Below are 25,530 nucleotides of genomic sequence, written 5' to 3'. Positions count from 1 at the left end.
GTCACATTCTGTATCTACTCAACTACCTGTTGCCACGAAACCTTGAGCATCCTTTAACCCTTCCGCAACGCGTCCCGCGGACTTCCGGCTTGACAGTCCGCCATTGGTTGCCTACAGCCCCTGACAACGTTCGCCCCAGGGTTGGGAAAAAGTCTTCACATAATCGCCAAGGAGTGCCAATCTTTGACCGGCACTCTTGCTGGACCACTTTTCGCTAGGAGCCCCCCAGATGCGATCACTCACGCGGTTGACCACCGCAGGCGTCCTCGGCGCCGCGGCCCTTGCCCTGCTCACCGGCTGCCTCGGCTCGTCCGACCCCGCCAGCGGTGACCAGGACGCGAACCGGAACTCCGAGGCCAAGAAGGTCGAGCTGACGATCGGCTCGAACTCGGTCAAGGGCGGCAAGAGCAGCGCCGGCGCCACCTTCCTCGAGGACGTGCTGATCCCGAAGTTCGTCGCCGAGCAGAAGGGCAAGGGCGTCGACGTCACGGTCAAGTTCCAGGGTGACGGCTCCGACGACGAGGTCTACAAGCAGAAGCTGTCGCTCGACCTGTCGAACAAGTCCGGTCCGGACCTGTTCCAGATCGACGGCATCTGGGTCGGCGAGTTCGCCCAGGCCGGGTACATCAAGCCGCTCACCGACACCGTCGGCGACACGGCCAAGGTCGACGACTGGGACGGCTGGAAGCAGATCCCGGAGGCCGTGCAGCAGCTCGGCAGCTTCGAGGGCAAACGGTACGGCGTTCCCGGTGGCACCGACGGCCGGGTGCTGTTCTTCAACAAGAAGCTGTTCCAGCAGGCCGGCCTCCCGGCCGACTGGCAGCCGAAGTCGTGGGACGACATCATCACCGCCGGCCAGGCGCTGAAGAAGCTGACCGGCGTCACCCCGATCCAGATCAACGCCGGCACGGCGATGGGCGAGGCGACCACGATGCAGGGTGTCCTGCCGCTCCTGGTCGGCACCGGCGCCACCGTGAACACCGACGGCAAGTGGCTGGGCGACACCCCGCAACTGCGCCAGGTGCTGGACTTCTACCACCAGATCTACAGCACCGGTCTCGGTGACCCCGTGCTCCAGCGCGAGGCCAAGGGCCGGGACAAGTCGTTCGCCGAGTTCGCCGCGAACAAGGTCGGCATCCTGCTGGAGAGCGACTACTTCTGGCGCAGCGTGGTGGAGCCGAAGGCGGGCGTGGCCAAGATGGCCGACCGCGACTCGGCCGTCGGCTACGCGCTGATCCCGGCCAGCAAGCCGGGCGGCGGCGTCAAGGGCCAGGACTTCGTCTCGATGTCCGGCGGCGGCGCGACCGTGATCAACCCGAACACCAAGTTCCCGCAGCAGGCCTGGGAGCTCCTGCAGTTCATGAACTCCGCGGACATGGTGAAGGCCTCGCTGGACGGCGCGGCCAAGATCACCCAGCGCAACGACGTCAACAGCGAGGTGCTCGCCGGCGACCCGATGCTGAACTTCGTCGCCACCAAGGTCCTGCCGATCACGCAGTTCCGGCCTGGACTGGCGGAGTACCCGAAGATCTCGGCCGCGCTGCAGCAGGCGACCGCTGACGTGGTCGGCGGCAAGTCGACCGACGCGGCGGGGACGTCGTACCAGAAGGCCGTCGAGACCGCGGCCGGCAGCAAGGACAAGGTCACCAGCAACTGATGACTTCCGCTTCCGCACCCGTGCCGGGCGATCCGGTCCGGGAACGCGGTCCGGCAGGCCGCCGGGGTCCCGCTCTTGATGTGGCGGGCCTCGGCGTCGGCCGGGCCTTCGGCTTCGTCGCTCCGGCCCTGCTGCTGGTCGGCGCGTTCCTGGTCTTCCCGGCGGTCTGGACCATCTACATCGGGCTCACCAACTACCGGCTGACCGGTGTCGAGGCCGTGTCGCCGTCGATGGTCGGGCTGTCCAACTACACCAAGGCGCTCAACGACGCGCTCTTCCACAACGCCTTGTGGCTGACGATGTTGTTCGTCCTCGGCTCCGCGATCATCGGCCAGAACATCCTCGGCTTCACGCTGGCCTGGGTGATGCGCCGTACCCGGCCGGCCGTTCGCCGTACTGTCGAGGCCTTCGTGCTGCTGGCCTGGATCCTGCCGTCGACGGTGGTCGCGTACCTGTGGGTCGCGTTCTTCGACCGCGACGGCGGCACGCTCAACAGCATCCTCGGTACGCCGGGGACCGCGTGGCTGATCGACTACCCGATGGCGTGCCTGGTGTTCTTCAACACCTGGCGCGGTACGGCGTTCTCGATGATGCTCTACTCCTCCGCGCTGCAGGCGGTCCCGCCGTCGCAACTGGAGTCGGCGCGGATGGTCGGTGCATCCGGCTGGCAGACGCTGCGGGACGTGGTGTTCCCGCACATCCGCGGGCACGTGCTGACGAACACGCTGCTGATCTCGCTCTGGACAGCGAACGACTTCTCGCCGTTCCTGCTCACCAAGGGCGGGCCGAACCACGAGTCCGAGACGGTACCGGTCTACATCTACAACGTGGCCCTGCAGGGCGGCGAGCTCGGGTACTCCTCGGCCATCTCGTTCCTGCTGCTGATCGCGAACCTACTGGTCTCGCTCATCTACCTCCGACTGTTGAGGAGGCGCTCGTGAGTACGCGTGCCGCGGCGGTCACGCCGGCGTTCGTCGTACGGCGGATCGGCTTCTACGTGCTGATCTGCGCGATCACGCTGTTCTTCGCCGTACCCATGCTGTGGATCGCGTCGGCGCCGTTCGACAAGAACCCCGGTCTCGGCGTGCGCTGGCCGGACTGGACGCTGGAGAACGTCCGCAAGACGCTCGACCATCCGTACGCGATGCACTCGATGGTCAACTCGCTGCTGATCTGCGTGACGACGGCCGTGGCGGTGACCGCCTTCGCCGCGCTGGCCAGCTATGCGTTGTCGCGCGTACGTCTCCCCGGCCGGGACGCGTTGCTGTACGGACTGTTGCTGCTGTCCTCGGTTGTCACCGGGACCGCCGCGATGGTGCCGATCTTCGTGATGATGTTCCAGCTCGGGCTGATCGACTCCCGCTTCGGCGTCGCGCTGGTGATGACCGGCGGGCTGTTGCCGGCGGCAATCTTCATCCTGAAGGACTTCGTCGACGCGGTGCCGAAGTCCTACGAGGAGTCGGCCCGCGTGTTCGGCGCGTCCACGGGACAGATCCTGCGGGACGTCGTACTGCCGGTGGCGCGGCCCGGCCTGGCCACCATCATGGTCTGGGCGTTCGTCAACTCCTGGGGCAACTTCCTGGTGCCCTTCCTGCTCATCCGGTCGATCGACAAGCAGCCCGGTGCGGTGCTGATGCAGACCCTCACCGACGAAGGCGGCAGCGTGAACCTGCAGGTGCTGCCGGTCTTCTCGCTGCTGTTCTCGATCCCGGTCGTCGTGCTGTACCTGCTGGTGAACTCGCGGTACGGGTTCCGTTTCCACGGAGGGATCAAGAGCTGATGGCGGGCATCGACATCGAAGGCCTGGCGACCGTCTACCCGAACGGCGTGCGCGCCGTCGACGGGCTGGACCTGCACGTGGCCCACGGCGAGTTCTTCGCGTTGCTCGGCCCGTCCGGCTGCGGCAAGACGACGCTGCTGCGGACGATCGCCGGACTGGAGGCCGCGACCGAGGGCACGGTCCGGATCGACTCGGCCGACATGACCCGGACCGAACCGGGCAAGCGCGGCGTGGCGATGGTCTTCCAGGACTACGCACTCTTCCCGCACATGAACGTGGCGGAGAACATCACCTACCCCCTGAAGGTACGACGGGTCGCCGTGGCTACTCGTACAGCGACAGCTGAGCGGACCGCTGGTGCGCTGTCGCTACAAGGACTGCTGGAGCGCAAGCCCGGCCAGTTGTCCGGCGGCCAGCAGCAGCGGGTCGCACTGGCCCGCGCCATCGCCTCGCAAGGCAAGGTGCTGCTCTTGGATGAGCCGCTGTCGAACCTCGACGCGCGGCTGCGGCTGGAGGCGCGCACCTTCCTCAAGAAGCTGCAGCGCGATCTGGGCATCACCACCGTCTTCGTCACCCACGACCAGGCCGAGGCGCTCGCGCTGGCCGACCGGATCGCGGTGATGGAGTCCGGCAAGCTGCGGCAACTCGGTTCGCCGCGCGAGGTCTTCGCCCGTCCGGCCAACACCTTCGTTGCCAACTTCATCGGCTCCACCCCGATGAACCTTCTCCCCGGCAAGGTCGCAGCGGGTTCCAACGGCTCGTCCGCCGCCGAGGGCTCGGTCACGGTCGCCGGCGGCTCGTTGCCCGCGACAACTTTCTCGGCCCCCGCCGGCGCGGAGGTGACCGTGGGCATCCGCCCCGAGTACCTCACTATCGCGACAGGCGACGTCACCGGCCCGGTCCTGCGCGGCACAGTCGTCGTAGCCGAGAACCTGGGCACCCAGTCCCTGGTCAGCGTCGACTGCGACGGCACCCTGGTCGGCGTCACCGTCCCGGAAGAAGACGAGCCGTCCCCCGGCGCAACCGTCGTCCTGACCGCCCCGGCCTCCCGAGTCCTCCTCTACGACCAGGAGTCCGGCGACCTCCTAGCCCGCCAACCAGCTCCCGTGGCCTCATGACCTACACCCTCCCGACGGTTACGGTCGACTGATGGCCGTCACGTCGTACCGCCGCGTCTGGACCCTCGACGACCGCGCCGAGTCGGTCTACCACTCGCTGCCCGTTGACATCCCGGCCGGCTGCCCGGGCCTGCTCGTCACGCTCACCGTCCCGCCGATCGAGGGCGCGGTCATCGACATCGGCTGCGAAGGTGCGGCCGGTTGGCGTGGTTGGTCCGGCGGGGCGCGTCAGACGTTCGCCATCACACCGTCCGCGGCGACGCCCGGCTACGTCCCGGGCGAACTCGAGCCCGGCACCTGGTGGGTCGTCCTCGGCCTCCATCGCATCCCAGTCGAAGGCGTCGAACTCATCGTCGAAGCCGTGACCGGTCCCGTCGACGCCGTGCCAGGCCTCGCGGAGTACGCCGACGCCGACGCGGCAATCGCCGTACCCGCAAGACCGCCACGTCGATCCCTCCCGGCAGCGACAGGACTGAAGTGGGTCGCGGGCGACTTCCACGCCCACTCTCTGCACTCCGACGGCTCGACCCCGATCGCGAACCTCGCCGCCCTCGGCGTCACCGCCGGCCTGGACGTGCTGGCGGTCACCGATCACAACACCGTCGCGCACCACCTCGAACTGCCGTCGCTCAGCAAGCGCTTCGGCATCGGCCTGATCCCTGGCCAAGAGGTGACAACCGACACCGGCCACGCGAACGCCTTCGGCGACATCGGCGTCATCGACTTCCGTCAGCCCGCCGCCACCTGGGTCTCCGAGGTCGCGCGCCGCGGCGGCCTGCTCTCGATCAACCACCCACTGGGCGGCGACTGCTCTTGGCGCCACCCACTCTCGGAACACCCACCACTCGCCGAAATCTGGCACTCGTCCTGGCTGGACCACACCTGGGGCGGTCCCGTCGCCTGGTGGCAGGCATGGGGCCTGGAGAGCACAACGCCAATCGGTGGCAGCGACTGGCACAACCCAACCTCACCCACCCCACCTGGCGCCCCAACCACCTGGATAGCCGTCGACGCCGCAGCCGAAGGCCCCGACGAGCTGCCACTAGCCGTCCTAGCAGGCCTAGCCGCCGGCCGCACAGCCCTCTCCTGGTCCTACACCGCCCCAGTCCTGGTCCGCACCGACAACGAACTGGTCGCCCTGGACGCCCCCAACACCCTCGTAATCTCCCCCAACGGCACTCGCCACCCCATCCACACCCCCCACCAATCCATCCCAGCCACCCCAGGCCCCCACCTCCTCATAACCCACACCGGCCAATTCCTCTCCACCTGCGCCTAACCCCACCTGTGCCGCCAGCGTCCGCCGTCGAGCCCCTCACCCAGACCGCCCGAGGCCCGCCTCCGCCTCCCGCCTGCGCGCCGGACACGCATGCACCCACAGCCGCCTGCGCCGCGCGAGACCGCATGCCCACCCTCCAGCGCCCAAGCCCACCGCACGGCCTGACGCCACCCCTCCTCAACCGGCACCGCCCGAGCCCGACATCCGCCTCCGCCGGACTCCAGCAGCGTGCGCCGTCCGAGCCACCAGCCCACCAGGACCGCCGACTGCCCACGCCCACCTGCGCCTGACCCCGCACCTCCGCCTGCGCCGTCCGTGACTCCACTCGAGCCCGCCCAAGACGTGACCTCAGCCCGAGCTGGCCGGCGCAGTGCCTCCACCTGAGACCACCCGAGGCCGGACCTCAGCCTGTGACCATTTGAGACGGCGGAGGGGCAGACTGAGCTGATGACAACCGGACGCCCTCAGGTGATCGTCGTCGACGCCGCGAACGTGATCGGCTCCCGCCCCGACGGCTGGTGGCGCGACCGCCCCGGCGCAGCCCGCCGCCTCCTGACAAAACTCGCCGTACTCCAGCAACACCTCGAGGACACCGACATCATCGTGATCCTCGAAGGCGCCGCCCGGGCCGCCGTCTCCGGCCCCGACGCCCCCGACACCGGCGAACTGAGTGTCGTCCTCGCCCCCGGCTCCGGCGACGACACCATCGCGGCCATCACCGCCGAGTCCACCGCCCAACCAAACACCCCGGAAGTCACCGTAGTCACCGCCGACCGAGGCCTCCGCCAGCGCATAGAACCCACCGGCGCCACCCCAGTAGGCACCCGCTGGCTCCTAGACCAACTCGACTAACGCAGGTCGTGAAGCCATGACCATCGCAATCCAGAACGTCGTCTTCGCCTGCCCAGGCAACTCCGAAGAGACCTATGAACGCGGCGCCCGCCCCTGGCGACCTTCTACGCGAACCTCCTCGGCATGCGCATCATCCGCGAAGACTGGTTCGTCATCGCCCACGACGACGACCCAGACGGCCTCAGACTCGCGTTCGGCGACGGCCCGATCGACTACAAACCCCCACGCTGGCCCGACCCGGACTACCCCCAGCAAATGCACCTGGACATCTCCGTCGACAACCTGGACACCTCCGAGCACCAAGCCCTACGCCTAGGCGCTTCCAAACTCCAGGACAAGGGCACCTTCCGCTCCTACTCCGACCCAGCCGGCCACCCCTTCTGCCTCTACCCCAGCACGCCGCAACCCCAACCCACCAAGACCACAGCCCACCCATCCGACCCCACCACCGACCACCCAACCGAACGTACGCCGGACCACCCAACCAACCGCATGACGCACCAACGAGCGAACCGCACGACGGACCATCCGACCAACCGCACGACCGACCGCACGACCGACCGCACGACTAAGGACCCGGCCTCACGAGCGACCGACGACTCGACCGAACGCACAACTCTGGACCCGAGCCGGCGTACGCGACTCGGACGGATCGAGCGCGTGGTCATCGACTGCTTCAGCCCACGAGCCCTCGCAGCCTTCTACGCGCCCTTGCTGGACATGCCACACCGCGAACTAGACACCCCAGAACGAGTCGTCATCACCCGAGCCGACGGCCGCCTACCAGCCCTCGCCTTCCAGCACGCCCAGTTCCCCGCACCACGCTGGCCGGACCCCGCTTCCCACAGCAGGTCCACCTCGACCTCCGCATCCTCACCGCACCCGACACCAGAATCCACGACGACCCCCTCCGACGCGCCCGAGACCTCGCCACGCACCTAGGCGCCATCACCCTAAAGACCTACCCCGCCCACACCGTCTACGCCGACCCGGCAGGCCACCCCTTCTGCGTCTAGCCCCCCCCGACCACACACACCACCAGCCAGCACACAATCACTCGGCGCCACTGGCCCAAACAACCCCGCGTCCGTTCACCGAAGGCCCGGCACCGCTCGCGCCAGAACAGCCCCCGGCCTGCCAAGCCCAGAGCCCACTCAGGTCAGGGCCTGCTCAGGTCAGGCATTCGCCGCGTCCGTTCGCCGAAGGCCTGGGCACCGCCCGCGCCAGAACAGCCCCCGGGCCTGCTAAGCCCAGAGCCTGCTCAGGTCAGTGCCTGCTCAGGTCAGGCATTCGCCGCGTCCGTCACGCGCTCAGCTGAACCGACGCCGAGCAGGTCGATCAGCCGCCGGCGCAGCGGATGCTGGATGGCACGCAGTGGTCGGCGGCCTCGATGGTGGTCGGCGACGCGGAGGACCGCTCCTGTCTGCTGCGGGTTCGCCCCTTCGCGGCCTTGCTCGGGCCGTCGCCCGGCGCCACTCGCTTCAGCTGCCTCGCGTGCATTACCCCGGCCGCCTGGTGACCGCTCGGATCAACCATGCGCGGGTCGGTCAGTCGAGGGTGGATCAGTCGTGCGCGGGTGGATCAGTCGAGGAGCCAGCCGTTGTGTTCGGCTATTTGGATGGCGTCGGAGCGGGTGCGGGCGCCGGTCTTTCCGATTGCCGACCAGAGTCGGGTACGCACCACGCGCTCGGAGACGTCGAGCTTTCGTGCCATCAAGGAGACCGAACCGCCATCGCGGGCTGCCCGGAGCGTGTCGGTCTCGTCTTCGTTGAGCGGGGTCTCGGAGTACCTGAGTGTCTCGGCCGCCAGGTTCGCGTCGACCACGCGCAGGCCGAGGTGCACCCGTCGTACCGCATCTGCCAACTGCGGAGCCGGACTCCCCTTCAGTGCGAAACCCTTCGCGCCGGCATCGAGACCACGCCGCAAGTGCACCGGTCGCCCGTACGTCGTCAGCATGACGACCCGGCATTCCGGCATCGACGTACGCAACCTTGTGGTCACGGTGATGCTGTCGTTCCCCGGGCCGGCGGCGTCGAGCAGCGCGACATTGGCACGATGCCGTTTCGCGGCACTCACCACGTCGTCGCTTCGGTTGAGCTCGGCAACGATCTCCAGATCGCGCTCACGCTCCAAACCGCTGCGCAGCAAGCCGCGGCTGAGGATCTGGTCATCGACCAGCAGCAGCCGGATCCGGTCGGGCAAACGGACCTCCGAGATAACCGTCCGGGCGCCGGGGAAGTACGTCCGGGAGGAATGAGCAGGGACTCGGTTCCAGATCATGAAGCCCGGTCCCACGCCCCGTCCACATCAACGCGGCATCTCTACCAGATTGCGACCAGATCGCGACCCCACCAGAACCACCCCAACCCACCACATCCCCACAACCTCCGACCACACAGTCCCCCAAGACCAAAGCGCAGCCAACCCGAACGGACCGCAACGCCATCAACCCCTGCAACCCGACGGAGAGCCGCAGGCGCGGATGCAGGAGCACACCGACTGGACGAGCGCGGAGGCGGATGCAGGAGCCACCACCGGAGGAGTGCGAGCGCGGACGCAGGAGCTCACCACCGGAGGAGTACCGAGGATGGCGACTGCGCTTCTCTGCGAGGCGGTTCCGGCGGATGCTGGCGCCTCTCTGCGAGGCGGTTGTGACCGGCGTGGCGGAAGTCGGGCCTGGATGTGGGGCCTATTCGGCCGGGGTGCCGATCGATGCCGATCCTTCCCGGGGTGCGGATCGATGCCGATCCTTTCCTGCGAGGCGGTTGCGGACGGACGTCGGCGGGAGGGTGGCGCCCGGGGATGCGGGAGCCACCAGCGGGAGGGGTGCGGACGAACGCCGATCCTCCCGGCGAGGCGGTTGCGGCGGGTGCCGGCGCTTCCCTCCGAGGCGATCGCGACAGATGCCGGCAGCTCCCTACGAGGCGGTTGCGGTGGCGGAAGTCGGGCCTCGATGTGGGGCTCATCCGGCCGGGGTGCGGACCGATGCCCATCCGTCGCTGCGAGGCGGTTGCGACGGGCGGTGGCGGAAGTCGGGCCTGGATGTCGGGTCCACCCGGCCGGGGTGCGGACCGATGCCGATCCTTCGCTGCGAGGCAATTGCGGATGGACGCCGGCGGGAGGGTGGCGGGCCCGGATGCGGGAGCCCACCGGCGGAGCAGTGCGACGGATTCTGGCGCTTTCCCCGCGAGGCGGGCGCGGGCGGATGCCGGTGGCGGGACGGCGTGACCTCGGGGATGCGGGATGGCAGGACGTCGGGATGGCGGGATGCGGCGTTCGGCGTTGGGTGGTGCGATCGAGGGGGTGAGGTTTATGGGATGGCCGGGGTGGGTTGGGTGGCGGGGTGGGTGGGAGCGGGGTGCGGTAGGCGGGGGCGGAGGTTGAGGTAGACGAGTAGGACGGTGGCGAGGAGCAGGGTTGCGGCTACGGAGAGGGCGAGGTGCATTCCGGTTAGTTGGGTGGCCTGGGTGGCGGCGATCGCGCTGAGGACTGGTGTGCCGACGGTGCAGGCGACCTCTTGAGTCATTGAGGTCAGGCCGGTCGCCAGACCCTGCTCGCTGTCTGCGACCCCCGACGTACCGATCACCGAGTAGGCGACCATCGCGGCGACGTGACCGAAGAAGCCGATGAACAGCGCTGGGACAAGGATCACCAGCGCGATCCGTTGAGCTCCCAGGAACGCCAGCGGCAGCGTCGCCATCCCCTGGAGGGACATGCTCACGGCAACGACCCGCCGACCCCCGAAGCGGCCGATGATTCGCCCGGCCAGGACTCCGGCTGCCACAGACGCCACGCCTGGCACACCGAACACGATGCCGGTCGTCAACGGGGAGAGCTTCAGCGTCTGCTGCAGGTACAGCGTCGTCAGGAAGATCATCCCGGTCACCATGGAACACGTCACCAACCCGGCCACGTTGCCCCACGTCACCGATGGCCGCTTGAGGATGCGCAGTGGTACGAGCGGCGCCGACGTACGCAGCTCGATGACGGCGAACGCAGCCAGCAGCAGTACGCCGACAACTGCCGATCGCACACTTCCCTCGATCACCGCATAGACCACGGCCATCAGCCCGCCGGTTACGGTCACGGCTCCGGCCACGTCGAGCTCGGCCCGAACTGCCACCGAGCTCTCCTTGACCACGAACGGGCCGAGTACCAGCACGGCTACCGCAGCCGGAACGTTGATGAAGAACGCCGCCCGCCAGCCGAACAGGCTGACGAGGGTTCCGCCCACCAACGCACCCACGGCGAAGCCGGCCGACCCCAGGGCGCCTCTCAGCCCGAGGACCCGCTCACGCCGCGCGCCCTCCGCAAATGTCGTCGTGAGCAGCGACAGCGCGGCAGGTAGCGCCATCGCGGTAGCGAGCCCCTGCAACGCCCTCGCGGTCAGAAGCACCTCGGCGCTGCCCGCGAAACCGCCGAGCAACGACGCTCCGGCCAGCAGAACCATGCCGGCCAGGAAGAACCTGCGCCGACCGTACAGATCGCCCAGCCGGCCGAACAGGAGCGTGAAGCCGGCCGCCGGCAGCGCGAACGCCGACGAGATCCACGGCAACCCCTCGGGCCCCAGTCCGACGCCCGCCCCAGCCTCGGGCAGCGCCACATTCAGGATCGAGAAGTCGACCGACAGCATGAACCCGGCACCCAGCAGGACTAGCAAAACCACCTGTTCCCGAGGGCTGAACCGCACCCCAACCTCGCCAGCCATCACGACCTCCGACTCTTTAGCAACTGACTGGTTGCTAATTTATAGCAACTGATTGGTTGCGTCAAAGATCTGGAGTCCAGCTTCGATGGCGGCAGGTCAGAGGGGGCCGGCGCGCGCAGTGGTGGTGAGGGTTGGGTGGATGAAGGGCAGGCGCAGATCGAGGGCTACCTGGATGGCTACTGAGGTGGGCGTGGGGTGGCAGGCGACCAGATCGACCTTATGGAGCGCAGCTATTCGGGCCGCGGTGGCGCAGGGAGTCGTGGGGTTCAGCCTGGTGGAGCTCGAGGTGGTCAGGTCTGGGCCGGGCGGGTCTGACGCCGTGCGCGTTCCGGTGATGTCGAAGGTGGTTGCGCCTGAGGCCGTCGTACTCGCGTCAGCGGCTGGATTGGCTAGGGATTGGGCGGCGCTCAAGGCTGTTAGGTCTGCTGCGGTCGCCAGCTTGTGGCGGGCTGTGGAGATTGTGGACCAGAGGATGGCGGCGGCTAGGGCTGTTAGGAGGAGTACGGCGGCGAAGAAGGAGTGGAGGGTGGCGCTGCCTTTCTCGTTGTGGGTCATGGGGATTCGTCCTGGGTGGGTTCGGACTCGAGGGTGGCGTGTGCGGTCAGGTGGGTGGGGGCTAGGGCTGAGAGGAGTGGGGGGTTGTGGGTTGGGGTGGATGTGACTGTTACGTGGATGTCGGGGCCTTCGCGGGAGATGGTGATGGTGCCGGTGGGGATTGCGCGGTGGCCGATGGCTTTGGCTTGGTCGGGAGGTTCGCCTCGGGCTACTGCGCGGGCTACGTCTCGGGCGGCGTCGATGCATCGGATGTTGAGGATGACGAGGCCGATCGACCAGATGCCTAACAGGAGAAGGGAAAGCAGGACTGGGAGGGTGATCGCGAGCTCGGCGGTGACAGCGCCGCGGTCGGATGATTTGCGTTGCCTGGCGGGAACATTGCGGTCGGGTGAGTTGGGCTGCGCGGTGGGATCGCTGTGGTCGGTTGAGTTGGGGTGGGCCGCGGGGACCAGGTGGTTTGGTGGGGCGGGTCGCGTGGCGGGATCGCTGTGGTCGGTTGAGTTGGGGTGGGCCGCGGGGACCAGGTGGTTTGGTGGGGCGGGTCGCGTGGCGGGATCGCTGTGGTCGGTTGAGTTGGGGTGGGCCGCGGGGACCAGGTGGTTTGGTGGGGCGGGTCGCGTGGCGGGATCGCTGTGGTCGGTTGAGTTGGGGTGGGCCGCGGGGACCAGGTGGTTTGGTGGGGCGGGTCGCGTGGCGGGATCGCTGTGGTCGGTTGAGTTGGGGTGGGCCGCGGGGACCAGGTGGTTTGGTGGGGCGGGTCGCGTGGCGGGATCGCTGTGGTCGGTTGAGTTGGGGTGGGCCGCGGGGACCAGGTGGTTTGGTGGGGCGGGTCGCGTGGCGGGATCGCTGTGGTCGGTTGAGTTGGGGTGGGCCGCGGGGACCAGGTGGTTTGGTGGGGCGGGTCGCGTGGCGGGATCGCTGTGGTCGGTTGAGTTGGGGTGGGCCGCGGGGACCAGGTGGTTCGGGGTGGTGGGGGGTGGGGTTCTGGTGGGGGGCATCTGGGCTCCTTGGGGCGGCCGGTCGGGTTGAGGGGTGGACTCGACCGGCCGCCTGGTGTGTGGGCGGGTTAGAGCTGGACGCCTTCTACGCCGGCCAGTTTGAGGGCGTAGTTGATGAGGGCCTTGAGGGCGTTGAGCATCACGTCGGACTTGAGGAGTGCGACGAGGATGCCGCCGAAGCCGCAGGCGGCTACGACGCTGACGGCGTACTCAGCGGTGGCGGCGCCGCGCTGGGTGCGGGCGCGGGCGCGGGTGTGGAGATGGTTGCGGACGGCTACTAGTGCCTTGGACATCTGATACCTCCGGGGGTGCGAAGCGGCTTGTCCGGATCGCTTACTGACAACATGCCGTTGCCGGATGGCCTTTTTTTGAAGGAGTTTCGGGGCTGTGGATGACGCATTTCAGGGGTTGAGCAGGTACGGGACGAGAGCGTCGGCGATGGTGGGGACGATGGAGAGAAGGACGAAGGCCGGGAGGAAGCAGAGGCCTAGCGGCAGGGCGGAGCGGGACTCTGCGGCGCGGGCTCGTTGGTCGGCTGCGTGATGGTGCGTTTGGCGAGTGTCGTCGGCTAGGTGTTCGAGGGTCTTTGAGAGCGGTGCGCCTGAGCGGATTGAGCGGTCGATTGCTCGGGCGACGGATGAGCAGGCTGGTTCGGAACGTAGGTGGGACCACGCCTCGGCTGGATCTGCGCCTAGGGCGAGGTGGTGGGCCACCTTGGTGAAGAGGTCGGCTAGTGGGCCGGGGACGGCGGTTGCGACGAGGCTGAGGGCTTGTTGGGGTGGGCGGCCGGCGCGGAGGCAGGCGGTGAGGAGGTCTATGGCTAGTGGGAGGTCGCGGGTGATCTGGGCTGTGCGTTGTCTGGTGGCGGTTGGTTCGAGGCGGGAGAGGGCGCGAGGGACTGTGTAGAAGGCGAGGGCTGCAGGTATCGCGCCCCATGGGAGGCCGATGAGGAGGAGTGCGCCGATGGCCGCGGTGACTGCTGCTACCCGATGGACTCGGGGTGTTCGGGGCCGGGTGGAACGTGGCGGGGTGGTCAGGCGGCGGAGGTCGGGATGGGGTGGGGTCAGCAGGTAGGTGGTGATCGCCAGAGTTGCTGCTGCGGAGAGGGTCGGGGGCATGAAGGACCTCGGAGACGTTGACGGTGAGGGTGAGGGATCTCGGACTGGCGAGTCGCCACGTGGGGAGGCGGGTTGTCGCGCGGGTGCGTCGGACATGCGGGGTGGCGCGCGGGTGCGTTGGAGATGCCGGGTGGCGCGCCCGTGCGGCGGCCGCGGGGTGGCGCAGGTGGGCAGGATAGGCAAGTTGTTATGTGGGTGCGTCGGACACGCGAGCTGCCGCGCGGGCGTTGGACACACGCGAGCTGCCGCGCGGGCGTCGGACACGTGAGCTGTCGTGCGGGGGTCGGGCGCGTGGGGTTGTCGTGCGGGCGTCGGGTGCGTGGGTTGTTATGTGGGGGTGTCGGAGAGGCGGGTTGTCCAGTGGAGGCCTAGGGCGGTGAGGGTTAGGCCGGTGGTTAGGCAGAGCCAGCCGGTGGGGGTGGCGGTGAGGAAGGTCAGGGGGTTGGAGCCTAGGGAGTAGCCGAGGGCTACGCCGAAGACGGGGAGGGCGGCGAGGATGCGGGCGGTGGAGCGGGCGCCGGCGAGGCTGGCTTCGGTTTGGCGATGGATGGCTTCGTCGGCGCGGAGGGAGTCGGCGAGGCGTTCGGTCAGGGCGGCGAAGGCGGCTCCGGATTCTTCGGCTACGCGCCAGGCTGCGGCCAACGCGCGGAGGCCGGTGGCGCCGGGTGATTCGGCTGCGAGTTGTAGGGCGCCGGGGACGTCGCCGCCGAGTTTGGCTGCTGCGTGGGGGACGTGGAAGTCGGGGCTGATGGATGCGGCGCCCTCTAGGGCGTCGACGGGTGGGCGGCCGGCGGTCAGGTCGGCTGCCAGTACGTCGAGGGCTTCGATGATCTGGGTACGGCGGGCTGCGGCTGTTGTGCGGCGTTGGTGTTGGGCTCGTTGTACGGCGATCAGGGCGGCTACCACGGCGATCGCGATGGTCGATATCAGGATCTGTGCGCCGAGGGTGAGGAGAGTGGCCGTGGCGATGGAGGCGACCAGCCAAAGGCGGCCCGGCGACGGTAGTCGCGCCGGTCGGCGCCCGTCCGGTCTGCCTCGGCGGCCGTCCGGTGCGCTTCGGCCTCCGTCCTGTCTGTCTCGGCGTGGCGGCGGATCGGTGAGGCGGTGTAGGCCGCGGCCTGGTTTCGGCAGGATCAGGGCGCTGGCGAGGAACACCAGTAACCCCGCAACTAACGCGCTGCTCATGCCGCACCGCTCAGACCGGGCTGAACTTGGCTGGTGAAGAGCTGGGCCGTAGGGAGGATGGTGATGGTGCCGTTGGGGTGGAATTGGACGGCGGGATGGGTGGTGACGGTGCCGGTCGGGTGACGGGTGAAGGTTTGGATTTCGGTGATTCGGCGGGTGCCGTCGGGAGTTCGGGCCAGGTGGATCACGGCGTGAAGGGCTGAGGCGAGTTGGCTGTGGAGGGCTTCGCGGGTCAGGCCGGCCAGGGCGCCCAGGGCTTCCAGGCGGGCTGGTACGTCGGAGGCGGAGTTGGCGTGGATTGTGCCGCAGCCGCCTTGATGGCCGGTATTGAGGGCGGTCAGTAGGTCGACTACTTCAGGCCCGCGGACCTCCCCTACTACAAGGCGGTCTGGGCGCATGCGGAGGGCTTGGCGGACCAGGTCGCGGAGGGAGATCTCGCCGGTGCCTTCGATATTGGGAGGGCGTGCTTCCAGGCGTACGACGTGGGGGTGGTCTGGGCGGAGTTCGCTTGCGTCCTCGACCAGGATGAGGCGCTCTGATGGGTCGGCCAAGGAGAGGAGGGAGTTGAGCAGGGTCGTCTTTCCGGTGCCGGTGCCGCCGCTGATGAGGAACGCCAGGCGGGAGTTGAGCAGGTCGCGGAGTATCGGCGTACCGGCTGGTGGGAGGGCGCCGGCGGTGACGAGGTCGTCGAGGGTGAAGACGTGGCGGGAGGGGACGCGGAGGGACAGGCAGGTGCCGGGTGCGGCTACCGGGGCTAGTACGGCGTGGAAGCGGGTGCCGTCGGAGAGTCGGACGTCGACGTATGGCGTGGCGTCGTCCAGCCGGCGGCCTGCGGCGGCGGCCAGGCGGGTGGCGAGGCGGCGGATGGCGGGTTCGTCGCCGGTGCGGACGAAGACGCGTTCCAGGCCGTGGCCGCGGTCTATGTAGACCTCGTCGGGACCGTTGACGAGGATGTCGGTGATGCCTGGCTCGGCAAGCAAGGTGTCGAGGGGGCCTGCGCCGAGGGCTTCGCGGCGGAGGGCGGTGACTACTGCGAGGACCATTGCGTCGCCGCAGATGGTGCCGTCGGCGCGGAGGGCGGCCGCTACGTGGGCGGGGGTTGGTTTGGCGCCGGTCAGGGCGAGTGTGCCGCGGACACGGTCGAGGAGCTCGGGCGAGACGGAGGCGCCGTCGAGAGCCGAGATGGATCTGCCGTGCAGCGTGTTGTGTGCGTTCATGCGGTTTCCGATCCGAGTGGCTCCGGCAAGCGGGGCTCAGGCTGCGGTTGATTCGGGGGTGGGGAAGAGGTCGAGGATCTGAGTGGCGGCTCGGGACAGGGGGCCGCGGGGGTGGGGGTCGAATCGGCCTTGGTCCATGGAGGCCGGGAGGTCGCGTTCGGGGGCTACCTTTGTTGCTAAGGGCAAGGACAAATGGGTGGCTACGTCGATGGCGGAGAGGGCGTGGGGGCGGGATTCCCGGGCCACCACCCGGAGGTCGCCGGCTACGGCGCGGAGGGGTCCGACCAGGCGTTTGGCGGCAGCGACGGAGCGGACGTCGCAGGGCACGACGAGGAGGGTTGCCGCGGCACGGATGAAGCCCTCCTCGACGGCGGGATCAGCACGGCGGGGAAGGTCGACCACGACCAGATCGCTGCTGCGTTGGGCGGCGCCGATCACCGAGCTCATCGTGTCGGGTGGCAGGACGGTCACGTCGGACTGATCCCAGGACAGGACGGCCAGTCCGTCGACTGACGGTAACGCGGAGCGTAGAGCGGCGGCGCTGACGCGGCCTGAGGCGTTGAGAAGTTTGGGCCAGCGGTCGCCGGGATCGCGTTCGATGCCGAGGGCGAGCTCGATGCCACCGCCCAAGGGATCGCCGTCGATGAGCATCGTTCGGAGTCCGCGCCGGTTGCCGAAGAGCGCGACGGCCGAAGCGAGCGTGGTGGCACCCGCTCCCCCGCAGCCGCCGACGAAGGCGAGAGTGAGAGCCGTCCGGACAGCTCCGTCCACCGCGTCCGCGAGCTTGCCGGCGAGCGCGGATTCGTCGTCGGGCAGGCGGAACACCCCGTCAGCGCCGACGTCGAAGGCGCATCGGTAGAGCTCGTCGCCGTCCAGCGCGGAGCCCACCATGACGACACCCGGCCGGGGCGCAGGCTGGGCGCGGGCCAGCGGCTCGGCCAGGTCTCGCCCGACCACGACCAGCGAGCAGGAGTGCCAGCTCCGGCGCAGGCCGGTCAGGTCGGGCTCGACCAGTGGTGTGATCGCGGCCGCCGCCGCCAGCCGGAGCAGGTCGTCGAGCAGGATCTCGTTAGTAGTTGCCAAGAGCACCGATGTGGGAGGTGAATTCGTGTCCATGCCTTAGAAGATGCCGTTTCCGGACCCACTTCGCGCACCCACCGGAATCCCTGTGGACAAAGGGTTGTCGGGTTTCCGTCAGCAGCGGGAACCCGCCACGACGAGGCGGCGACCAACCCGCCCGGAACGGTTACGGTTCCTTTCGAAGCGTCTTTAACTAAATTTCACCGGACCGCTTCCGTCCCACGCTCCGGAGGACCCGCCCATGAGTCGATTGCGCACGCTCGCCGCCACGGCCGCCGTCGCCGCCACCGCCCTGATCGCCGCCGCCGGCGTCTCGCTGGCCACCCCAGAAGCACGCACCGCCACGGCTGCGACGAGCGGCGGCGTGAAGACGGCGTACTTCACCCAGTGGGGGATCTACGCCAACGCGTTCTATCCGAAGAACCTGGTCACCACCGGTGTGGCCGGCAACCTGGACTTCCTCAACTACGCGTTCGCCAACGTCCACCCGACCGACCACACCTGCTTCATGGCCAACAAGGCCGCCTCGCAGGACGAGAACAACCCGAACGCCGGTGACGGCGCCGGTGACGCGTTCGCCGACTACGGCAAGTCGTACGGCGCGGACATCAGCGTCGACGGGGTCGGTGACGTCTGGAATCAGCCGATCCAGGGCAACTTCAACCAGTTGAAGAAGCTCAAGGCGAAGTACCCGAACCTGAAGATCCTGATCTCGATCGGCGGCTGGACGTACTCGAAGTACTTCTCCGACGCCGCCTCCACCGACGCCAAGCGCAAGGCCTTCGTCAGCTCCTGCGTGAACATGTTCCTCAAGGGTGACCTGCCGGTGGTCGACGGCTTCGGCGGCCCCGGTACGGCGGCCGGCATCTTCGACGGCATCGACATCGACTGGGAGTACCCGGGCTCGCCGAACGGTCACGTCGGCAACCACTACAGCGCCGCCGACAAGCAGAACTTCACCCTGTTGCTCGCCGAACTGCGAGCCCAGCTCGATGCCTATGGCAACCAGACCGGCAAGCGCTACTACCTGACCGCGGCCACTCCGGCCGGCCAGGACAAGATCGCCACGATCGAGACGAACAAGATCGGGCAGTATCTCGACTACAACAACGTGATGTCGTACGACATGCACGGCGGCTGGGAGGCCACCGGGCCGACCAACTTCCAGGACTCGCTCTACACCGCTCCCAACGACCCGAGCAATCCGATCCCACCGGGCTCGGGCAAGTACTCCGTCGACGCCGCGGTCAAGGCGTGGACGAATGGTGACCCGGCGTACGGCATCCCCGGCGGGTTCCCGCCCGCCAAGCTCACCATCGGCTATCCCTTCTACTACCGGGGATGGAAGGGCGTGCCGAGCACAGCCAATGGCAAGTACCAGACCGCGACCGGACCGGCCGACGGACATGCGCTGAGTGGCAACGTACCGGGTGTCTCGTTCTACAAGGAGCTCACAGGCTTCGTCGACAACCCGTCCATGGCGTACTTCGACGACGCCACCAAGTCCTCGTGGTTCTACAGCAACGGCACGTTCTGGTCCGGTGACAACGCCCAGTCGATCAAGGCCAAGGCCGATTACCAGCACTGCAACGGACTGGGCGGCGCGATGATGTACTCCCTCGAGGCGCTGGACCCGAACGTCACGCTCTTCAACGCCGTCGTCAACTCGGTCAACGCCGACACCCCAGGCTGCAGCGGCCCGCCAACCACGCCGCCCACAACACCCCCGACAACACCGCCCACCACGCCGCCCACAACACCCCCGACAACACCGCCCACCACACCGCCCACCACACCCCCGACCACCCCTCCCACCACACCGCCGACGACGCCTCCCACGGCCACCCCGTGGGCGCCGAACACGACCTATGCGACCGGTGCGCTGGTGACCTACAACGGCGTCACCTACAAGTGCATCCAGGGTCACACCTCCCTGACCGGCTGGGAGCCACCGAACGTCCCCGCACTCTGGGGCCGGGTCTGATCACGTACCGCCCACTGATCGGAGCATCATGAAACGCATCTCTCTGGCCATAGCGGCCATCACCGCAGTGGTTGTCGCACTGCTGACAGCACAGGCGGCGAACGCGGCAGGAGTCACCGCAGCCTTCACCAAAGTGTCCGACTGGGGCAGTGGCTTCGAAGGCAAGGTCACCGTCACCAACGGCACCACCAGCTCACTGAGCACCTGGTCCGTCGCACTGGACTTCCCGTCCGGCTACACCGTGAGCAGCGCGTGGGACGCCACCCACACGAGCAGCGGCCAGACCCACACCTTCACCCCGCCCAGCTGGGCCGGACCGCTCGCACCGGGCGCTTCGGTCAGCTTCGGGTTCAACGGCAGCCCCGGGAACTTCCCCGGCCTCGCTGCCTGCCGGCTCAACGGCGGCTCCTGCTCGGGCGGCGGTGGCGGGACAGTCCCCGGCGCACCGACAGGTCTCTCGGGTACGGCGTCCTCGAGCTCGGTCAGCCTCAATTGGTCGGCAACGTCCGGCGCGACCAGCTACAGCGTCTACCGCAACGGCACGAAGGTCGGCAGCCCGACCGGTACGTCGTACACGGACTCCGGGCTCAGCGCGAACACGACGTACAGCTACCAGGTCAGCGCGTCGAACAGCGCCGGAGAGGGTCTCAAGAGCGGCAGCATCTCGGTCAAGACCACCACAGGTGGTGGCGGCAACACGGGCAGCGCCAAGGCAGCGCCGTACCTGTACATGGGCTGGGGTGACCCGCCGAGCCCGACCACCGTGATGAACGCCACCGGCATCAAGTGGTTCACCATGGCCTTCATCCTGTCGTCCGGTGGCTGCAACCCGGCCTGGGACGGCTCGAGGCCGCTGCAAGGCAGTGCGGACGCGAGCGCGATCGCGGCGATCCACGCGGCCGGCGGTGACGTCGTACCGTCGATCGGCGGCTGGCAGGGCAACAAGCTCGGCCCGAACTGCAGTACGCCGGAAGCACTCGCCGGCGCGTACCAGCAGGTGATCAGCGCCTACGGCCTGAAGGCGATCGACGTCGACATCGAGAACACCGACGAGTTCGAGAACGAGGCGGTCCAGGACCGGATCCTGAACGCGCTGAAGATCGTCAAGCAGAACAATCCCGGCATCCAGACGATCCTCACCTTCGGCACCTCGACGACCGGCCCGAACTACTACGGCAACCGGCTGATCGAGCGGTCCGCGGCCCTCGGCGCGAACATCGACATCTTCACGCTGATGCCGTTCGACTTCGGCAGCTCGAACATCTACAACGACACGGTCGGCGCGTCGCAGGGGCTGAACAACAAGCTCAAGGCGACCTTCGGCTGGAGCACCGCGGAGGCCTACGCCCACCAGGGCATCTCCGGGATGAACGGTCTGTCGGACCAGCAGGAGATGACCACGACGGCGACCTGGCAGAACATCACCAACTGGGCCAAGAGCAACGGGCTCGGCCGGCTGGCGTTCTGGTCGGTGAACCGCGACCGCGGCTGTGCCGGCGGCGGTGTGGTCTCCAACTGCAGCGGCATCGCGCAGCCCGACTGGGAGTTCACCCGCATTACAGCGGGCTTCTAGAACCAGAGGTACGGCGGCGTGCGGGAAGACCTCCCGTACGCCGCCGGACTCAGCCGGCCTTGATCGCGTCGACGATGAGGCCGTTGCGGGCGTTCTGCCCGAGCGGCACCGACGGGTGCAGGCCGTCGCGGAGGTACCTGGCCAGGCGGTTCGGCTTGGCCGCCAGATGCTCGGCCCAGTGCACGATCCGGAGGTTCTCGTACCGGCGCTGCGCTTCCGCGAGCTGCAGGTTGATCCAGGCGCTGTTGCGCTGGTCGGAGACCTGCACGCCGGGCCCGTGCGCCGTCCGGGCCGCCTGCACGTTGACCCAGTAGACGGTCCGCTCGTCGCCGACGATCTGCATCGTCCGGTCGACCTGAGCGGCGACCGCGGGCGGCGTGAAGATGTCGTTGGACCCGACCGACATCAGGATCCGGTGGGGCAGGCCGTAGTCCTGCGCCCAGGTGTCCAGGGCGTCGACCGCCGGGGTCACCGGGCGGCCGGCCCAGTTGTGCACCGCGACGCTGATGCCGAGCTGGGACAACTGCCTGGCCAGCGGGGGTCCGTCCTGGACGCCGATGCTGTCGCCGAACATGAAGACGCCGTCGTTCTCCCGCGTCTTGCGGACCTGCGCCTCGCTCGAGATCGCGCGCGCCTGCCGCTCCCAGGCGCCGAGCACGCCCGACCCGTAGTTGCCCAGCGAGGTCAGTCCCGTCACCGACTCGGCCGACGCCGAAGCGGCCGCGACTGTCGACGCCGCGGCCGCCGTACCGGCCGCGAACAGCAGTCGCCGGCTCGGCCGGAACGAACTGAGACGCTTCCTCACGGAGGAAAGCGTGCGGTGGAAAGGCCTCTGACTGCAAGTCGACACCGGGAAATTGGACGAATGCTACGGAAGTTGCTGCCGGGGAAGTCAGGTGGACGCCACCGGCCGGGAGCGGACGAAGGTCCGGAATCGCTCGGCCGCCGGGGTCAGCTGGGTCCGCAGCCGCCACGCCATGCCGATCTCGCGACGAGCCTGGACACCGGCCAGCGGCACGGACACGGCTCCACTGTCATTCCCACGGACGGCCCCGGACGGCAGGACGGCTACCCCAAGGCCGGCACCGACCAGACTGTCGATGGTCGCCAGGTCAGTCGCCTCGAAGGCCAGCCGCGGCGTGAAGCCGGCCGCTCGGCACAGCTCCTCAGTGATGCGCCGGAACCCGAACCCGGGCCGTAGCCCGATGAACGGCTCGTCCGCCGCCGCGGCCAGCTCCACCCGGCGCCGCGCCGCCAGCGGGTGCCCCGGCGGGACGTGCAGGCACAGCCGCTGCTGCTCGAGCAGATGCCAGCCGAACACCTGCGGGTCCGGTCGCGGCGCGACGATGCCGATCTCGGCCTCGCCGCTCTCCAGGTCCTGGACGATGTCGTGCGCCGGCTCCTGCCGCAGCGCGAACCTGACACTCGGCGCAACGTCGCGGAAGGCTTTCAGCAGGTCCGGCACCAGGCTGGTCGCGACCGAGTGCAGGAACCCCAACCGGACCGTCCCCGACTCCGGATCGAGCAGTGCATCGATCCGCTGCCGCGCGGCGTCGACCGCCGCGGTCCCGGCCTGGGCCGCCTCCAGCACGAGCCGCCCGTACGGATTCAGCCGCACGCCCCGATGCTCGCGCTCGAACAACTGCACCCCGAAGGCGCTCTCGACGCGCCGGAGCGCGCGGGACAGATTCGGCTGACTCGTCCCGAGGGTCGCCGCCGCCTCGGTCAGATGCTCGGTCTCCGCGAGTACGGCGAACCACCGCAGGTCCTCGACATGCATGCCGAAAGTGTATCGATTACTGCTGAGATCGACATTTTACGTATGGCACAAGCTGTGCGACCGTCGAGGACATGCACAAGTCCGCCGCCCTGGAGCCCGGGTACCTGCCCGGTGAGCCGGAGTACCGCAGACTCTCCATCGCTCTGTTCGCGGCCGGACTAGCGACGTTCGCACTTCTCTACAGCACACAGCCGCTGCTCCCTGAGCTGGTCGACGCTTTCCACGTCTCCCCCAGCCAGAGCGCCTTCACTGTGTCGCTCGCCACGCTCGGGCTCGGCATCGCGCTCCTGATCGCCGGTCCGGCCTCCGAGGTGATCGGCCGGACCACACTGATGCGCTGGTCGGTCGGGGCGACGTCCGGATTCGCCCTCCTCAGCGCAGTCGCACCGACGTGGCACACCCTGCTCCTGCTCCGCGGTCTGCAGGGCGTCGCGATGGCTGGGCTACCTGCGGTCGCCATGGCGTATCTGCGGGAGGAAGTACACAGGGACAGCCATGCACGCGCCAGCGGCCTCTACATCGCCGGTACGGCGGTCGGCGGTATGGCGGGCCGCCTCATCGCTGGAGGATTAGCGGATATCGCTGGGTGGAGATTCGCGGTCGGTGGCATCGCGATGGTCGGGGTGGTGTGCGCCGCAGTGGTCTGGCTACTGCTCCCCGCTTCGCGGAACTTCCGTCGAAGCTCAGGACGCGTGAGCATCTGGCCGGTACTGCGGGATCCGGCGTTGCTGGCGCTCTACGGCATCGCCGCGACCGCGGTCGGCGCGTTCGTCGCCATCTACAACGGAGCCGTGTTCCGGCTGTCCGGAGCGCCGTACCACCTGAGTGCCGGAGCGGCCGGGCTGGTCTTCTGCGTCTATCTGCTCGGGTCGGCCGGCTCAGCCACCGCAGGGTCGCTCGCGGACCGCTACGGGCGGCGTGCAGTCGTACCGGTCGGCTGCCTGATCACGCTGGCCGGTGTGTCGGTCACCCTTGCCGCGCCGCTGCCGCTCATCGTGCTCGGCCTCGCATTGATGACCGCTGGCTTCTTCGCGGTCCATGGTGTGGCCAGCGGATGGGTCCCCGCCCGGGCACACGCCAGCGGCGGAGGCACGGGCCAGGCGTCCAGCATGTACCTCTTCTCCTTCTACCTGGGCTCGTCTGTCTTCGGAGGTCTGGCAGGTACGGCGTGGAGCCGCGCAGGCTGGAGTGGAGTCGCCCTGGAGGCCGGAGTGCTGTTCCTGGCGACGCTGGTGCTCGCCGTACTGCTGAAGAACGTCCCGAGCAGAGTGCAAAACTAGCCAAGTGACGAAAGCAACCGATGCAGCCGATCAGTTGGGTCTGAGCTACCAGGTGACCCGGCACGGCCGAGTGAACTCGCTGGAGGAGGCCGCGGCGGCCCGGGGCATCGAGCCGGCCAGGCTGATCAAGACGATCGTGGTCCGGTTGTCCGACGACGACTACCGGTTCGTGCTGGTCCCCGGTGACCGCGAGATCGCCTGGCCGAAACTGCGGACGCTGCTGGGCGTCAACCGCATCTCGATGCCTGACAAGGACACCGCGTTCGACGTGACCGGCTATGTTCGCGGCACGATCACCCCGCTGGGCAGCACCCGTCCCTGGCCGGTGATCGCCGACGAGCGGATCACCGGCACGATCTCGATCGGCGGCGGCGACCACGGCGTCGGCATCACGGTGGACGCCGAGGCGCTGGCCAAGGCTCTCAACGCCACCGTCGCCGATGTCACTGACTAGACGAGCAGGCCACGCTGCCCGGCTCGGAGTCCGGCTTGGAAGCGCGTGGTTGCGTCGAGGGTTTTGAGGATGCGTTGCATCCGGCGTTCTACGGTGCGTTGGGCTACGCCCAGGCGGCGGGCGATGGCTTGATCTGTCAGACCGGCTGCGGCCAGGGAGAGCAGTTGGCGGTCGTCGGAGGTCAGGGGGCCTTCGCTGGTCGACGGGGTCAGCGGGGTTGCCTGCTGCCAGAGAAGGTCGAAGAGACGTAGTAGGGCGTCCAGGAGGCTTGAGGGGCCCAGTTCCACGACCACATCGGGACCTGTGGGGAGTAGGCCGGTGCGGCGGTCCGCCACGAGGAGCTTCAGCGGTACGTCGCGCAGGATCCGGCACCCGGCGGACCTGGCAGCGACCAGGTCACCGGGCTCCGAGAGCGACGCCATGTCGTAGATGGTCCGGTACGACACCCCGTACGCACGGCGTGGTTCGATCGGCACCACGGCGTACGGCGGCCGGTCGAGGATCACCACCTCATCCTGAGCGCACTGCTGTGCCTGGTAGAACCGCTGAGCGATCGCCTCGGCCCCTCGGACCACGGTGAAGGCGTTGCGCTGGCGAAACTCGGAAGAGAGCACCGAAGCACCCAGTCGCGCCTCGACGATCGCGGCCTGCTTCCGCAGCGCCAGCAACTCGACAGCAGCCTCCGGTACGGCGGGCACGTAGCGAGCCGGGCGCACCGGCGTCCGCGCGGCCAGGCCGAGGGACAGCAGGGACCGCAGGTGCCGGCCGACACGGGTGGCCGGCCAGCCGGTGTCCCGGACCAGATCAGTCGTCGTTGACTCCGGGCGGGCCAGAAGCGCCCGGTAGAGCTGCTCGTCCTCCGAGCAGACACCGAGCGCCTCCAGCACCGGAGCGGGTCGGTAACTGTGCATG

24 protein-coding genes and 1 pseudogene are annotated in these 25,530 nt (G+C 68.5%); 13 read left to right on the top strand and 12 right to left on the bottom strand.

Annotated elements, in window-relative coordinates; genetic code table 11:
• Positions 1-229 precede the first annotated feature (229 nt).
• The 9 genes and pseudogenes from OG876_RS14730 to OG876_RS14695 all read left to right on the top strand — a co-directional run bounded on the left by OG876_RS14730 (position 230) and on the right by OG876_RS14695 (position 8,205).
• A complete protein-coding gene (locus tag OG876_RS14730) occupies positions 230-1,657 on the top strand; it encodes an extracellular solute-binding protein (RefSeq protein WP_328525410.1) in 1,428 nt (475 codons plus the stop codon).
• Complete coding sequence (locus OG876_RS14725; protein WP_328525409.1) at positions 1,657-2,598, top strand: carbohydrate ABC transporter permease; 942 nt, start codon at positions 1,657-1,659, stop codon at positions 2,596-2,598. Before OG876_RS14730 ends, OG876_RS14725 begins: the two co-directional genes overlap by 1 nt.
• Entirely contained in the window at positions 2,595-3,437 is an 843-nt protein-coding gene (locus OG876_RS14720) for a carbohydrate ABC transporter permease (RefSeq protein WP_328525408.1), read from the top strand. Before OG876_RS14725 ends, OG876_RS14720 begins: the two co-directional genes overlap by 4 nt.
• Positions 3,437-4,555, top strand: a complete 1,119-nt coding sequence (locus OG876_RS14715) for an ABC transporter ATP-binding protein (protein ID WP_328525407.1) — start codon at positions 3,437-3,439, stop codon at positions 4,553-4,555. The genes OG876_RS14720 and OG876_RS14715 overlap by 1 nt, the downstream gene beginning before the upstream one ends.
• 31 nt (positions 4,556-4,586) lie before the next feature.
• Entirely contained in the window at positions 4,587-5,834 is a 1,248-nt protein-coding gene (locus OG876_RS14710) for a CehA/McbA family metallohydrolase (RefSeq protein WP_328525406.1), read from the top strand.
• A 447-nt stretch (positions 5,835-6,281) separates the two neighbouring features.
• On the top strand, positions 6,282-6,686 hold the full coding sequence (locus OG876_RS14705; RefSeq protein ID WP_328525405.1) for an NYN domain-containing protein: 405 nt from the start codon (positions 6,282-6,284) through the stop codon (positions 6,684-6,686).
• Between the two features lie 93 nt (positions 6,687-6,779).
• Positions 6,780-7,061, top strand: a pseudogene (locus OG876_RS44030) (VOC family protein); the annotation flags it as partial.
• Positions 7,062-7,357: 296 nt separating this feature from the next.
• Positions 7,358-7,702, top strand: a complete 345-nt coding sequence (locus OG876_RS44025; protein ID WP_442914176.1) for a VOC family protein — start codon at positions 7,358-7,360, stop codon at positions 7,700-7,702.
• 341 nt (positions 7,703-8,043) lie between these two features.
• On the top strand, positions 8,044-8,205 hold the full coding sequence (locus OG876_RS14695; protein ID WP_328525403.1) for a hypothetical protein: 162 nt from the start codon (positions 8,044-8,046) through the stop codon (positions 8,203-8,205).
• 62 nt (positions 8,206-8,267) lie between these two features.
• Here OG876_RS14695 and OG876_RS14690 read toward each other — a convergent pair whose 3' ends face one another.
• The 9 genes from OG876_RS14690 to ssd form a co-directional block, all read right to left on the bottom strand.
• Positions 8,268-8,888 (bottom strand): response regulator transcription factor, encoded by a 621-nt coding sequence (locus tag OG876_RS14690; RefSeq protein WP_328525402.1) that lies wholly within the window; start codon positions 8,886-8,888, stop codon positions 8,268-8,270.
• Positions 8,889-9,996: 1,108 nt separating this feature from the next.
• Positions 9,997-11,394, bottom strand: a complete 1,398-nt coding sequence (locus tag OG876_RS14685; RefSeq protein ID WP_328525401.1) for an MFS transporter — start codon at positions 11,392-11,394, stop codon at positions 9,997-9,999.
• Positions 11,395-11,490: 96 nt separating this feature from the next.
• Entirely contained in the window at positions 11,491-11,949 is a 459-nt protein-coding gene (locus tag OG876_RS14680) for a pilus assembly protein TadG-related protein (protein WP_328525400.1), read from the bottom strand.
• On the bottom strand, positions 11,946-12,947 hold the full coding sequence (locus tag OG876_RS44020; RefSeq protein ID WP_442914130.1) for a TadE family type IV pilus minor pilin: 1,002 nt from the start codon (positions 12,945-12,947) through the stop codon (positions 11,946-11,948). Before OG876_RS44020 ends, OG876_RS14680 begins: the two co-directional genes overlap by 4 nt.
• A gap of 68 nt (positions 12,948-13,015) precedes the next feature.
• Entirely contained in the window at positions 13,016-13,240 is a 225-nt protein-coding gene (locus OG876_RS14675; protein ID WP_328525399.1) for a DUF4244 domain-containing protein, read from the bottom strand.
• Between the two features lie 108 nt (positions 13,241-13,348).
• Positions 13,349-14,065, bottom strand: a complete 717-nt coding sequence (locus OG876_RS14670) for a type II secretion system F family protein (RefSeq protein ID WP_328525398.1) — start codon at positions 14,063-14,065, stop codon at positions 13,349-13,351.
• Positions 14,066-14,392: 327 nt separating this feature from the next.
• The gene (locus OG876_RS14665; RefSeq protein WP_328525397.1) at positions 14,393-14,971 is read right to left on the bottom strand and encodes a type II secretion system F family protein; all 579 of its coding nucleotides are present in this window, start codon (positions 14,969-14,971) and stop codon (positions 14,393-14,395) included.
• A gap of 275 nt (positions 14,972-15,246) precedes the next feature.
• Positions 15,247-16,467 (bottom strand): TadA family conjugal transfer-associated ATPase, encoded by a 1,221-nt coding sequence (locus tag OG876_RS14660; protein ID WP_328525396.1) that lies wholly within the window; start codon positions 16,465-16,467, stop codon positions 15,247-15,249.
• A 36-nt stretch (positions 16,468-16,503) separates the two neighbouring features.
• Positions 16,504-17,556 (bottom strand): septum site-determining protein Ssd, encoded by a 1,053-nt coding sequence (gene ssd, locus OG876_RS14655; protein WP_328525395.1) that lies wholly within the window; start codon positions 17,554-17,556, stop codon positions 16,504-16,506.
• A 232-nt stretch (positions 17,557-17,788) separates the two neighbouring features.
• On the opposite strand from ssd, the gene OG876_RS14650 reads away from it, so the two are divergent.
• Positions 17,789-19,531, top strand: coding sequence for a glycosyl hydrolase family 18 protein (locus OG876_RS14650; RefSeq protein WP_328525394.1), 1,743 nt, complete (start codon positions 17,789-17,791; stop codon positions 19,529-19,531).
• Between the two features lie 28 nt (positions 19,532-19,559).
• Complete coding sequence (locus tag OG876_RS14645; RefSeq protein WP_328525393.1) at positions 19,560-21,104, top strand: glycoside hydrolase family 18 protein; 1,545 nt, start codon at positions 19,560-19,562, stop codon at positions 21,102-21,104.
• Positions 21,105-21,153: 49 nt separating this feature from the next.
• Here the strand turns inward: OG876_RS14645 and OG876_RS14640 are convergent, their stop codons facing one another.
• On the bottom strand, positions 21,154-21,909 hold the full coding sequence (locus OG876_RS14640; RefSeq protein ID WP_328525392.1) for a hypothetical protein: 756 nt from the start codon (positions 21,907-21,909) through the stop codon (positions 21,154-21,156).
• 87 nt (positions 21,910-21,996) lie between these two features.
• The gene (locus OG876_RS14635) at positions 21,997-22,884 is read right to left on the bottom strand and encodes a LysR family transcriptional regulator (protein ID WP_328525391.1); all 888 of its coding nucleotides are present in this window, start codon (positions 22,882-22,884) and stop codon (positions 21,997-21,999) included.
• A 71-nt stretch (positions 22,885-22,955) separates the two neighbouring features.
• On the opposite strand from OG876_RS14635, the gene OG876_RS14630 reads away from it, so the two are divergent.
• Positions 22,956-24,164, top strand: a complete 1,209-nt coding sequence (locus OG876_RS14630) for an MFS transporter (RefSeq protein WP_328525390.1) — start codon at positions 22,956-22,958, stop codon at positions 24,162-24,164.
• 4 nt (positions 24,165-24,168) lie between these two features.
• The gene (locus OG876_RS14625; protein ID WP_328525389.1) at positions 24,169-24,618 is read left to right on the top strand and encodes an aminoacyl-tRNA deacylase; all 450 of its coding nucleotides are present in this window, start codon (positions 24,169-24,171) and stop codon (positions 24,616-24,618) included.
• On the opposite strand, the gene OG876_RS14620 is transcribed toward OG876_RS14625, so the two are convergent.
• Positions 24,615-25,529: a helix-turn-helix domain-containing protein gene (locus OG876_RS14620; protein WP_328525388.1), complete on the bottom strand. Its 915-nt coding sequence runs from the start codon at positions 25,527-25,529 to the stop codon at positions 24,615-24,617. The two genes, OG876_RS14625 and OG876_RS14620, sit on opposite strands and share 4 nt — an antisense overlap.
• Position 25,530 lies beyond the last annotated feature (1 nt).

The sequence above is a fragment of the Kribbella sp. NBC_00359 genome (assembly GCF_036097425.1).
In the GTDB taxonomy this organism is placed as follows: domain Bacteria; phylum Actinomycetota; class Actinomycetes; order Propionibacteriales; family Kribbellaceae; genus Kribbella.
Note: the sequence above shows the minus strand (reverse complement) of the source record. Positions and strands in the feature narration are given on the sequence as shown.

What these genes read in the sequence shown, in the direction of transcription:
- OG876_RS14695 (WP_328525403.1), top strand. Translation starts at nt 8,044, where the DNA reads ATGCTGGATGGCACGCAGTGGTCGGCGGCCTCGATGGTGGTCGGCGAC.
- OG876_RS14725 (WP_328525409.1), top strand. Translation starts at nt 1,657, where the DNA reads ATGACTTCCGCTTCCGCACCCGTGCCGGGCGATCCGGTCCGGGAACGC.
- OG876_RS14670 (WP_328525398.1), bottom strand. Translation starts at nt 14,065, where the DNA reads ATGCCCCCGACCCTCTCCGCAGCAGCAACTCTGGCGATCACCACCTAC.
- OG876_RS14620 (WP_328525388.1), bottom strand. Translation starts at nt 25,529, where the DNA reads ATGCACAGTTACCGACCCGCTCCGGTGCTGGAGGCGCTCGGTGTCTGC.
- OG876_RS14715 (WP_328525407.1), top strand. Translation starts at nt 3,437, where the DNA reads ATGGCGGGCATCGACATCGAAGGCCTGGCGACCGTCTACCCGAACGGC.
- OG876_RS14630 (WP_328525390.1), top strand. Translation starts at nt 22,956, where the DNA reads ATGCACAAGTCCGCCGCCCTGGAGCCCGGGTACCTGCCCGGTGAGCCG.
- OG876_RS14635 (WP_328525391.1), bottom strand. Translation starts at nt 22,884, where the DNA reads ATGCATGTCGAGGACCTGCGGTGGTTCGCCGTACTCGCGGAGACCGAG.
- OG876_RS14680 (WP_328525400.1), bottom strand. Translation starts at nt 11,949, where the DNA reads ATGACCCACAACGAGAAAGGCAGCGCCACCCTCCACTCCTTCTTCGCC.
- OG876_RS14685 (WP_328525401.1), bottom strand. Translation starts at nt 11,394, where the DNA reads ATGGCTGGCGAGGTTGGGGTGCGGTTCAGCCCTCGGGAACAGGTGGTT.
- OG876_RS14710 (WP_328525406.1), top strand. Translation starts at nt 4,587, where the DNA reads ATGGCCGTCACGTCGTACCGCCGCGTCTGGACCCTCGACGACCGCGCC.
- OG876_RS14705 (WP_328525405.1), top strand. Translation starts at nt 6,282, where the DNA reads ATGACAACCGGACGCCCTCAGGTGATCGTCGTCGACGCCGCGAACGTG.
- OG876_RS44020 (WP_442914130.1), bottom strand. Translation starts at nt 12,947, where the DNA reads ATGCCCCCCACCAGAACCCCACCCCCCACCACCCCGAACCACCTGGTC.
- OG876_RS14650 (WP_328525394.1), top strand. Translation starts at nt 17,789, where the DNA reads ATGAGTCGATTGCGCACGCTCGCCGCCACGGCCGCCGTCGCCGCCACC.
- OG876_RS14660 (WP_328525396.1), bottom strand. Translation starts at nt 16,467, where the DNA reads ATGAACGCACACAACACGCTGCACGGCAGATCCATCTCGGCTCTCGAC.
- OG876_RS14675 (WP_328525399.1), bottom strand. Translation starts at nt 13,240, where the DNA reads ATGTCCAAGGCACTAGTAGCCGTCCGCAACCATCTCCACACCCGCGCC.
- OG876_RS14645 (WP_328525393.1), top strand. Translation starts at nt 19,560, where the DNA reads ATGAAACGCATCTCTCTGGCCATAGCGGCCATCACCGCAGTGGTTGTC.
- OG876_RS14730 (WP_328525410.1), top strand. Translation starts at nt 230, where the DNA reads ATGCGATCACTCACGCGGTTGACCACCGCAGGCGTCCTCGGCGCCGCG.